The organism is Sphingobacterium sp. DR205 (genome assembly GCF_011064245.1).
GTDB lineage: Bacteria > Bacteroidota > Bacteroidia > Sphingobacteriales > Sphingobacteriaceae > Sphingobacterium > Sphingobacterium athyrii.
The window spans coordinates 4,898,654-4,910,510 of sequence record NZ_CP049333.1; the positions used below are offsets into that span (position 1 = coordinate 4,898,654).

8 protein-coding genes are annotated in these 11,857 nt (G+C 41.0%); 2 read left to right on the top strand and 6 right to left on the bottom strand.

Annotated elements, in window-relative coordinates; translation table 11 throughout:
- The 6 genes from G6053_RS21235 to ettA all read right to left on the bottom strand — a co-directional run bounded on the left by G6053_RS21235 (position 1) and on the right by ettA (position 8,500).
- A complete protein-coding gene (locus G6053_RS21235) occupies positions 1-2,415 on the bottom strand; it encodes a heavy metal translocating P-type ATPase metal-binding domain-containing protein (protein WP_346774510.1) in 2,415 nt (804 codons plus the stop codon).
- Complete coding sequence (hemN, locus tag G6053_RS21240; protein ID WP_241254791.1) at positions 2,402-3,772, bottom strand: oxygen-independent coproporphyrinogen III oxidase; 1,371 nt, start codon at positions 3,770-3,772, stop codon at positions 2,402-2,404. The genes G6053_RS21235 and hemN overlap by 14 nt, the downstream gene beginning before the upstream one ends.
- A 6-nt stretch (positions 3,773-3,778) precedes the next feature.
- Positions 3,779-4,189, bottom strand: a complete 411-nt coding sequence (locus G6053_RS21245) for a lactate dehydrogenase (protein WP_108635805.1) — start codon at positions 4,187-4,189, stop codon at positions 3,779-3,781.
- A gap of 208 nt (positions 4,190-4,397) precedes the next feature.
- Positions 4,398-5,465 carry a response regulator gene (locus G6053_RS21250; RefSeq protein ID WP_165308341.1) on the bottom strand — a complete coding sequence of 356 codons (1,068 nt, stop codon included), beginning with the start codon at positions 5,463-5,465 and terminating at the stop codon, positions 4,398-4,400.
- Between the two features lie 153 nt (positions 5,466-5,618).
- On the bottom strand, positions 5,619-6,809 hold the full coding sequence (locus tag G6053_RS21255; RefSeq protein ID WP_165309704.1) for a PAS domain-containing sensor histidine kinase: 1,191 nt from the start codon (positions 6,807-6,809) through the stop codon (positions 5,619-5,621).
- Positions 6,810-6,817: 8 nt separating this feature from the next.
- Positions 6,818-8,500 (bottom strand): energy-dependent translational throttle protein EttA, encoded by a 1,683-nt coding sequence (ettA, locus tag G6053_RS21260; RefSeq protein ID WP_165308343.1) that lies wholly within the window; start codon positions 8,498-8,500, stop codon positions 6,818-6,820.
- Between the two features lie 185 nt (positions 8,501-8,685).
- Between ettA and G6053_RS21265 the strand changes: the two genes are divergently transcribed.
- Positions 8,686-11,211 (top strand): ATP-dependent Clp protease ATP-binding subunit, encoded by a 2,526-nt coding sequence (locus G6053_RS21265; protein WP_108635802.1) that lies wholly within the window; start codon positions 8,686-8,688, stop codon positions 11,209-11,211.
- 137 nt (positions 11,212-11,348) lie between these two features.
- A complete protein-coding gene (locus G6053_RS21270; RefSeq protein ID WP_108635801.1) occupies positions 11,349-11,795 on the top strand; it encodes a hypothetical protein in 447 nt (148 codons plus the stop codon).
- The last annotated feature ends 62 nt before the right edge of the window (positions 11,796-11,857 follow it).

Consider the following 11,857-nt stretch of genomic DNA (forward strand, 5'->3'; position numbering starts at 1 on the left):
CTATAGTTTATGACGTTTTGCATACCATCTTGTCATTAAGCTGGTAAAAGAGATGATCGTAACAGTACTTATCGGCATCAAGATTGCGGCAAATAAGGGCGACATAATCCCCTGAATGGCAAAACTCAGCCCGATTATATTATAGAGCAAGGATATCCCAAAGCTCATATGGATTACCTTTACAGCATCTTTGCTGAAAGCAAAGAAATCGGATAATTTTGAAAATGACTCACCATCAAGAATAGCATCACATCCGGGCGAAAAGTTATTGATATCATCACTTACTGCAATTCCCAAATCAGCTTTACGCAATGCTCCGGCGTCATTCAATCCATCACCGATCATACAGACATGTTTTCCTTCCTGCTGAAATTTCTGAATGCGCCCCAGTTTTTCCATTGGCGACTGGTTAAACATCAAGCAGGCCGCTGAGGGAAAAATCAATTTTAGTGCATCCAGACGCCGGTCATTATCTCCCGATATCAGATGCAGGTCGTAACGAGGTTTGAAATCTTCGATCAATGCCGACAAGCCAGTTCTCCATGCCTGTTCCATGGTAAAATATCCTTTCAGTTCATCACCGATGCGTACGAATACGACGGATCCGTCGGTCTTGATGTTTCCTATATTCAAAAAATTGGCGCTACCGATCTTAACCACCTGCCCTGCAAGCTCGGCCGTCATTCCTTTTCCGGGAAACTCTTTGAAGTTTGTCACCGGAATATCCGATGACACATTCAGCCATTTCACGATCTCACGGCTTAACGGATGACTAGAATTTCGACATGTTGCATTGAGCAGCTTTTTTTCATTCGTTGTAAGTGCTCCCTCAAAATAAATAGAAGTTGCTTTGGGCGAAGAAATAGTCCCTGTTTTGTCGAAAACGAGTGTATCTATTGTGGCCATCTGTTCGATTGCAGCGGTATTTTTAACATAAAATTTATTTCGGTCGAAAATACTTAATGCCGCAGATAGGGTGAATGGAGAGCTCAACGCCAATGCGCAAGGGCACGCAATAATCAGCACTGCCGTAAAAGCTCCCCAGGCCCGATTGGCACTTCCATTCATAGCCCAATAAAGCGCTGCAAAGAAGGCGATCGCCAATAAAACAACAGTAAAATATTTACTTATAAAGTTTACAAAAGTCTGAAAGTGCTTATCATAATCTTTATAATTTTCATTATTCCATAATTTGGTCAGATACGACTGTGAAATCGGCTTTATGACCTCCAGTTCGATTGCCTCCCCTGTCTGACGTCCCCCAGCATAAATAATTTCCCCTAAGGTTTTACTCACAGGACTTGATTCGCCGGTTACAAAACTAAAGTCAATTGCTGCATCGCCTTTTAATAATATGGCGTCTGCCGGAATAATCTCATTGTTGCGTACGAGGATACGGTCGCCAGTACGAATATCCGCCAATTGTACGGGCTTGTCCCCATTTTCAGTAAGCACAGTTACCGCAACGGGGAAATAGCTCCGATAATCCCTTTCAAAAGAAATGTGGTAATAAGTGCGTTGCTGTACCCACTTTCCGATCAGAATAAAGAACACCAAACTACACAAAGTATCTGTAAAACCGGCTCCTGTCTGGGTCATCACCTCAAAGGCCGAACGTAGAAACAGAACCAATATTCCCAAGGCCAACGGAACATCCAGGTTTAATCTTTTTTGTTTCAAACTGACATAGGCAGACTTAAAGTAATCTGAAGCACAATACAACAAAACCGGCAACCCAAAAGCTAAATTGATATAACCGAAAAAATTCGCATATTGCTTTTCAAATGCCCCCATGCCGAAGTAGTCCGGGAAACTAAATAACATCGAATTTCCAAAACAGAATCCAGCTACTGCTATCTTAGCAACCAAGGGATTCAGGTTATTCATATTCCCCTCTTTAACGACATCCTGCAAAGTAATTTTGGGATCATAGCCAATGTTCACTAAGAGGTAAACTAAATCTTTCAGAGGAAGTAACGTATGATTAAAGGTAATACTGGCCTGTTTTTTCATAAAGTCCACACGGGACTGCAGCACATTTGGATTTAGCTTATAGAGGTTTTCCAATAGCCAAATACATGAGCTACAATGGATAGCGGGAATATAAAAAGTAATGATAGTCATTTTATCATCCTTAAAATCAACTAATTTAGCAGCAATCTGTGGTTCATCCAAGTACGAAAAATCCGCTTGTTTTTCTTTATTGGATTTCCCCGGATGCTGGTTATAGCGGTAGTACTGTTGCATCCCCCCATCCTGCAAAACCTGATATACTGTTTGGCATCCGAGGCAGCAAAAATCATGATCATCGAGACGGTAACCTGTTTCTTCGATTTTGTCTCCACAGTGGAAACATTTTTCGATTCGTTGTACTTCTTCCTTTATTGCCGGCATATCCCTGTTAAATTGCTTCACTAAATAATTGCTTTTTTGTACGCAGCTTCAAAAAACGCTGATCAAAAGCCATACAAATATTCCGTAGAAATGAACGCCCCACGGCAGTGCATTGAATCAGCTCACCTGCTATGCTAACCAAGCCGTCCTGGACCAATATGGACAATTCCTCCTTAATCTGTTCGGTTAAATCCGATGTAGGATCCAATTGCACTTTACCTTTACACATCATATCGAGGATATAGCGTCTTATGACCAGATCTTCCACATTAAGGATATGTCCTTTCACTACGGGCAACACACCCGATGCGATCAGCTTATGATATTCCTCAACTGTTTTCACATTTTGTGCGAAACCAGCCCAAGCATCACTGATTGAAGACACACCAAGACCAATTAATAAAGGGTTAAACCGATCCGCATAACCCATAAAATTACGGTGCAAGCGTTCCTCCTGAAAAGCCAGATAGAGTTCATCGTCTTTTTTCGAAAAATGGTCCATACCGATATCTGCGTATCCCTGTGCCAGGATCAGCTTTTTCCCGAGATTATAAAGTGCTAATTTAGCAGTACCCTTCGGCAGATCTGCCTCGGTATAATGCCGCTGTCCCGGCTTCAACCAAGGAACATGGGCATAACTATAAAAAGATATACGATCTGGCTTCAGTAGCATGCATTTTTCAATGGTATCCTGCACAGATGCTTCAGTCTGCTTAGGCAAGCCATAAATCAAGTCGAAATTAATGGAATCAAAACCGATCTTTCTTGCATTCAGCATCACTTCTTCAACTTCTTCAAAGGTCTGCTGCCTATTGATCATAAACTGCACCAATGGATCAAAATCCTGTATCCCTAAGCTGAGACGACGGAAGCCGAGGTCGAAAAGAATCTGTAAGTGTTCTGTTTTGGTATTCGCGGGATGTGCCTCAAATGAAAAAGAACGATCTGCTGTGACATCGACATCTTTCAGAATCCCCTCAATCAAGAATTTTAAGTTTTCCGGCTGAAAAAAAGTTGGTGTGCCGCCGCCCAGATGTATTTCTGAGACGAGCAGTTTCTCCCCTTTGAAAACAGCCCGATACATCTCCCACTCCTTCAGGAGCGCCGTAATATAAGGCAGCTCAACCTGATGATTTTTTGTGATACGTGTATTACAACCACAGTATGTGCATAGACTTTCGCAAAAGGGCAGGTGGATATATAGGCTCAGTCCCTTATCTTTTGACTGCTGGAAAGTATGGTATACTTGATCCTTCCAAGCTTCGGTAGAAAATGTTCGCTCGTCCCAAAATGGAACTGTCGGATAACTGGTATACCGTGGCGCCGCGACATTGTATTTCTGCACCAATTCCTCCATAGATTTTTCCTGTGTACTCATTGAAAGTTATTTTTTTGCGCAGTCATTCAAGCAACAGCACGCTTTACCGACACATTTTTCCATTCCCCAAAGATTGAGATTCCGAACAGTCTGTTCTGCCAGTCCTTTTGGGCTTTGATCCTCAAAAGGCGCATTGGCAATCTGAATTCTCAAATCACCCGCTTTGACCAAATCAATATGCGATGTATGCTTACTTCTTGTCATGATCTTACTAATTCCTAATTTTTTTAAATTAAGTAGCATTTTATCATCCAAAATATCTCCCCCAGAGATGACAACCGCATCCTTTCCGCGCGCATAATTTTGCGTTTCGAGATTTAATCCATTTGAAATCAAGGTGAGGTCATGCTGTTTTGCATTGGCCAATGCCCAAAACTCTTTTTCAAATGACCTCACATTATATACAACTACTTTCATTTTGAATTCTACAATCAACCCTATATAAGTTTATCCTAAAAACAAAAGTAAATCATCGCTAGGCCCAAAAACATGATACATGACCATACCTGACAATGATATATATCACAATTATGGAAAAGGGCCTGTCCGAATTGCTCGGACAGGCCCTTTTGTAGATATTAAGTATCGCAAGCGCAAAGCGCACTGACTATTCAATTTATTTCTGTTATTGTTTTACATCCCTTAGATTTTTGATCGAATTGATGTAAATCTTTCCTTTTTCCTTCGAGATCAGCTTTTCCTCTTTAAAATCGGAAAGCATACGTGAAACTGTTTCATTTGCCGTACCTGCTATCGAAGCAATTCCATCTCTGGTAATATCAATTGTACAGGCATTGACCTCATTGATATTGATTCCGTTTTTTTCGGCTACACTGATCAGTGCATTGGCCACACGTTTGCGGACAGAATGGTATGCGAAGCCCAACAATTGCTCTTCTTTTTCACGAAGGTCCACCGAAAGTAATTTAATAAATTTGCTAGCTATAGCAGGTTTTTTCCATAGGAGCTCCAAAAAGGCGTCTTTTGGGATTAAAATAACTTCGCTGGATTCAACAGCTTCCGCATAATCTTCATAGTTTTCATTCAACAGTACAGAAGCATAGCCAAAATAATTCCCTTCTATATAAATCCCTGTCGATAGTTCCCGCCCGTCTTTGTACAACTTAAAGCTACGAATCTGCCCCGATTTGACATAATAAACATACGTAGGTGAATCGTCTTTCTCAAAGATTGACTGTTTCTTTTTTACCGTTTTCACACGTGAATTGGCGAGCAATTCCTGTAGCAATAAAACTTGTTCCTCTTCACTTAGGTTCAAATCATACTCCTCACCCGAATCTGCGGATAACTGCTCATGCTTTTTCAGACGAACCTCAATTGCGTTCATCAGTTCCACATCATCAAAAGGTTTGGTCAGGTAATCATCCGCCCCCATCTCCATTGCCTTACGCATATCTGCGCGTTCGGCTTTTGCGGTCAGAAAAATAAAAGGAATTTTTGCAGTACTTTCTATCTTGCTCAGCATAAATAGTACACCATAACCATCCAATTCTGGCATCATGATATCACAGAGAATCAAATCAGGAATATGTCGAGTTGCCAAATCAACTCCCACCCGACCATTCTCAGCTGTAATCACCTCATACCGTCCTGTCAACTCTAAAATCTCAGTTGTCCCCTCTCTAATGTCAATATTATCCTCAATGATTAGAATAGTCTTTTTATTGTTCATGTCTCAATAATTATTGATGAGTGTCTATTGTCATTACTTTCAATTAACTTTTTACACTCAGTTCTTCTTTCGTCTTTATAGTCATTTGAATACACAAATCCTTTCCATTTATGATTGACAAGCCTATCGCTCCACCATCGATTCAGATAGAATTTAAATCTTATCAAAACTGACTTTAAATGATGTTCCCTTATGCACTTCCGAAACAAATTCCATTTTACCCTCCATAAGCTCGATATACCTTTTTACGATATTTAAGCCCAGTCCAGTCCCCGGAATATTTCCGGTGTTATGTGCTCTGAAAAACGGTTCGAACAAATGCACTTGATCCTCTTTAGGAATACCTATACCATTATCCTTAACGGAGATCGAGCAGCCCTTATCATCTATACAGGTTGTAAATTCTATTAAAGTATCTTCACCCGAATATTTGATGGCGTTGGAAATCAAATTCACCAGCGCATTTTTTAACAAGTTCGGATCCAGCGAAAAATGTCCTATTTCCCCCGTATGTTGGTAGACAATATGCTGATTTTTCTTACAGATCAATTGCATCTCCTCGGTGATTTCTTCCGCCAGTTCAACCAGATTAATATACTGTTTGTTCATGACCACAATTCCCGCTTCTAATTTTTCCAGTGAGAGAAAATCATTCAATATACTGGTGAGAAGCTGCACTGCTCCTTTGATCTTGTTGGTATGTTTGATAATACTGGCCTTATCATCGGAGCGATCCGCATATTTTTCAATCAGAGAAGCCGACAATTGGACAGAGCTCAGCGGTGTGCGGAACTCATGTGAAGCCATGGAGACAAATCGGGATTTAAGCTGGTTAAGTTCGATTTCTTTTTCCAGAGATTTGGAAACTTCTGCTTTTGCTTTTTCCAGTTCGGAAACCAGTGATATCAAATCACGTGTCCTTTCACTGACTTTATGTTCCAATTCGGCAGCATGCTGTTTTAGCATATCTTCTGCAGCCTTTTCACGTGAGAGATCATGGATAAATCCTGTAAAAATATTTTTGTCTTTAAGCCAGACTTCGCTCACTGCCAAGCGAAACGGAAATGTCTTTCCGCTCTTCTTTAGCCCCATCACCTCGCGTCCGATCCCTATAATTTTTTTATGGCCGGTGGTTTGATAATTATGAATATAGTTGTCATGATTACCCCGATCGGGCTCAGGCATTAACATTGACACATTATGTCCTATTACTTCTTCAGCGTTATATCCAAACAATTCTAAGGCAGCAGGGTTAATGCTTTCGACATTCCCCCTGTTGTCTATGGTAATAATTCCATCAATTGCATGGTCTATTATGGCCGCCAAAAGCCTTCCGCCTTCCATGATCATTTTTATTTCACCAATTTTTTGTATTTAATGCGATGTGGAGTTACATCACCCAAACGTTTTTTACGGTTTTCTTCATATTCGGTATAGTTACCTTCAAAGAAATAAACCTGAGAATCGCCTTCAAAAGCAAGAATATGCGTACAGATACGATCTAAAAACCATCTATCATGGGATATGACCACAGCACAACCACCAAAATTCTCCAAACCTTCCTCTAAAGCACGTAATGTATTGACATCAATGTCATTGGTCGGCTCATCGAGCAGGAGCACATTTGATCCTTCCTTTAGCGTGATCGCCAAATGGACACGGTTGCGTTCTCCACCGGAAAGCACACCGACTTTCTTTTGTTGGTCAGCACCGTTAAAGTTAAATTTGGATACATAAGCTCTGGAATTTACGGAGCGATTGCCCAGGATCATGTTATCGTTACCGCCGGTGATATTTTCCCAAACGGATTTTTCAGGATCAAGGTCATGGTGCATCTGATCGACATACCCCAATTTGACCGTCTCTCCTACTTTGAACGATCCCGTATCCGGCGTCTCCTGTCCCGTGATCAGACGGAATAAGGTTGTTTTACCCGCGCCATTTGGTCCGATGATCCCAACGATACCCGCCGGAGGCAACATGAAACTTAAATTTTCAAATAAAATACGGTCGCCATAAGCTTTGGAGATATCGGTTGCCTCGATGACAGAGTTACCCAAACGCGGTCCCGGCGGAATAAATAATTCCAATTTCTCTTCGCGTTCTTTTGTTTCCTCAGAAGCCAATTTCTCATAATTATGAAGGCGGGCTTTAGATTTGGCATGACGAGCCTTTGGAGCCATACGTACCCATTCCAGCTCACGCTCTAATGTTTTCTGACGTTTGGTTTCCTGTTTCTCTTCCTGCGCCAAACGTTTAGCCTTTTGGTCTAACCAAGAGGAATAGTTTCCTTTCCATGGAATGCCCTCACCGCGGTCCAGTTCTAAGATCCATCCTGCGACATTATCCAAGAAATAACGGTCGTGGGTAACAGCAATAACGGTTCCTTTATATTGTTTTAAATGTTGCTCTAACCAGTCGATAGACTCTGCATCCAAGTGGTTGGTCGGCTCATCGAGCAACAAAACATCTGGTTCTTGTAATAATAAGCGACATAATGCTACACGCCTGCGCTCACCACCTGACAAATTGGCAATTTTAGCATCAGGTTCCGGACAACGTAAGGCATCCATTGCTCTTTCCAATTTAGAATCAATTTCCCAGGCATTTGTTGCGTCGATTTTATCTTGCAATTCGCCCTGTCTAGTCAACAGTTTATCCATCTCATCTGGATTTTCGTAGACCTCCGGCAAGCCGAATTTCTCATTGATTTCTTCGTATTCTTTTAAGGTTGCCGTGATTTCGGCAACACCTTCCTGTACAATTTCAAGAACGGTCTTTTCGAGATCCAATTGGGGTTCCTGTGCCAAATATCCCACAGAGTAACCCGGAGAAAACACGACTTCGCCCTGATAAGATTTGTCCAAACCCGCAATAATTTTCAATAGTGAAGATTTTCCGGATCCGTTCAAACCGATCACGCCGATTTTGGCACCATAGAAAAAAGATAAATAGATATTTTTTAGAACTTGTTTTTGAGGCGGATAGATTTTATTGACACCCGCCATCGAAAAAATAATCTTCTCGTCTGACATAAAATTTAAAAAAATTGGAAAACTCTTATTATATTAACATACAAATGTAATCTTTTATACTGACATTTTGGACGTATAATGGTCATGGCTTAATTGTTGATGACATTATTTAAAATAATTTTAAGGTTTGAAATGTAGAATTTACTACATTTATATATCCTTAATATAAAACAGAAAGGTATTCAATGGAAGCAAAATTTTCACCGCGCGTAAAGGATGTCATATCGTACAGTAGAGAGGAAGCTTTGAGATTGCGTCACGATTATATAGGCACAGAGCACTTGTTGCTCGGCTTGATTCGTGAAGGCGATGGAATGGCGATCAAAATCCTTAAAAACATAGGCATTGACACAACTGCCCTACGTCAATCTGTGGAAGACGCAGTGAAGGGGGCATCTGTATCACGTGCACCTATTGGCAACATGCCGTTAACTAAACAAGCTGAAAAAGTTCTGAAAATTACTTATTTGGAAGCGAAGATTTTCAAATCTGACATTATTGGGACCGAGCACCTATTATTGGCTATCTTACGGGATGAAGATAATATCGCTTCGCAAATTTTACAGCAATATAATGTGACCTATGACATCTTCAAAGCCGAAGTAGAGCAAAATAAAACCACCATCAAGGATGAAGCTCCGGGCTCTCCTACCGGTGATGATGACTTTGCTGAGGATGATCAATATATCCAACCTAAAAAGGTTTCGGATATCAAATCCAAAACACCGGTATTGGACAACTTTGGCCGAGATCTGACCAAAGCTGCCGAAGAAGGTAGGCTGGATCCGATTGTAGGTCGTGAAAAAGAAATCGAACGTGTATCACAGATTCTTTCTCGTCGTAAAAAGAATAATCCGTTATTAATCGGTGAACCCGGAGTAGGTAAATCAGCGATAGCGGAAGGATTGGCACTACGTATTGTGCAACGCAAAGTATCCCGTGTCTTGTTCAACAAGCGTGTGGTTACTTTAGACCTGGCTTCATTGGTTGCGGGCACAAAATATCGGGGTCAATTTGAAGAGCGCATGAAAGCGGTCATGAATGAGCTGGAAAAATCACCGGATGTCATTTTGTTTATTGACGAAATACATACCATTGTAGGTGCTGGCGGTGCTTCAGGATCTTTGGACGCTTCCAATATGTTCAAACCAGCCTTGGCAAGAGGAGAAATACAATGTATCGGTGCAACTACACTGGACGAATATCGTCAATATATTGAAAAAGATGGCGCTTTAGACCGTCGTTTCCAACGTGTGACGATTGAACCGGCCACACATGATGAGACTGTAGAGATTTTGAATCGCATCAAAGAGAAATATGAGGATCACCACAATGTGACCTATACTCCGGATGCAATCGAAGCCTGTGTGTCCCTGACAACACGATATATTACTGATCGGTTCCTACCGGATAAAGCGATTGACGCTTTGGACGAGGCTGGTTCACGCGTACACTTAAATAATATCCATGTTCCACAATCCATTATTGACATCGAAAATAAAATCGAGGAGGTCAAATTAGAGAAAAACAAAGTAGTGCGCAGTCAAAAATATGAAGAAGCTGCCAAGTTACGCGATACAGAGAAAAAGCTTATCGAGGAATTGGAGAAAGAAAAGATTGCCTGGGAAGAAGAAACCAAATCTAAGCGATATACTGTTTCCGAAGAAAATGTAGCGGAAGTTGTCGCGATGATGACCGGTATCCCTGTACAACGTGTCAGCCAAACTGACAGCCAAAAGCTGTTGAATATGGGTGAATTGATGAAGGGAAGAATTATTGGTCAGGATGACGCTGTTGGCAAATTAGTAAAAGCCATCCAACGTACACGTGCCGGACTGAAGGATCCTAAAAAACCGATCGGTTCCTTTATATTCTTGGGACCTACAGGTGTCGGTAAGACAGAATTAGCGAAAGAGCTTGCGCGGTTTATGTTTGACACTGAGGACGCACTGATTCAAATTGACATGAGTGAATACATGGAGAAATTTGCGATATCACGCCTTGTAGGAGCGCCTCCGGGATATGTCGGTTATGAAGAAGGTGGACAGTTGACTGAGAAGGTACGTCGCAAACCTTATGCTGTAGTGCTTTTGGATGAAATCGAGAAAGCCCATCCAGATGTGTTCAACTTGTTGCTGCAAGTATTGGATGAAGGTCAGTTGACCGACAGTTTGGGCCGTAAAGTAGATTTCCGTAACACCATTATCATCATGACCTCCAACATTGGCGCACGTCAATTGAAAGAATTTGGTCAGGGCGTTGGTTTCACGACCGCGGCAAAATCGCAACAAACGGATGCGCATTCCCGTGGAGTAATCGAAACTGCGTTAAAAAGAGCATTTGCGCCGGAGTTTTTAAACCGTATTGATGACGTGATTGTTTTCAATTCGTTGACAAAAGAAAATATCTTTAAGATCATAGATATTGAATTGACGTCATTGTTTAAACGAATCTCAGATTTGGGTTATACCATTAACTTGACAGATGAGGCTAAAGGTTTCATTGCAGATAAAGGTTATGACAGTAATTTCGGAGCACGTCCTTTAAAACGTGCAATCCAAAAATATCTGGAGGATCCAATTGCAGAAGAAATTCTGAAAGGAAATGTCCAAACCGGTTCAGTTTTGACCGTGAGCATCAATCCGGAAACCAAAGATATTGAGGTCTCTAGTTCAGATCCGAAGTCTTCAAAAGATACAGCGGAGAAATAATCGCTTGCTGTACTCGAAATAAATTCAGAAAATGCACCATAATGGTGCATTTTTTGTTGTAAAGAAGATTGACGTTAAACTTTTACACTATTTTATCGTCCTATAATAAAAAAACTGTCACAAATAACACAAACGATATGAAAAGACTTTTATTAGCAGCTTTAATTGGAACCGCAGCCTTGGTTTCATTCTCTTCTTGCAAGAAGGAGTATGTTACAAATTACCTACCCGGAGTGAGTTATGTTACGCCAGTTCCTTCAAATGGCTGGGTCCGCAACAACAATAACCCATCTAACTTTAGCCATGAACTTAAATTTGATGAATTGGATGCTCAATATTTTGACTATGGTCATGTAGGAGTTGCAATAACATTCAACTATGATCCAAACAAAGGACATGCTACATCATACACGAATATTCCAGCGGAATATATTGGTAACTACAGTTATACATTTGACTATGAGGTTGGGTATGTTATTATTAATGCCGCGTATGTCGGAGCTCCTGTAAACGGCACTCCTCCTCCCCCTCCAAACATGTATGCAAAAGTTACACTTACAGATGCTGATAACGGCGGTAACTAATAAAAAAAATAGCCTTGAAATAGAAGTCCGAGGCTATTTTTTTCTATATAATTTACTTTCGT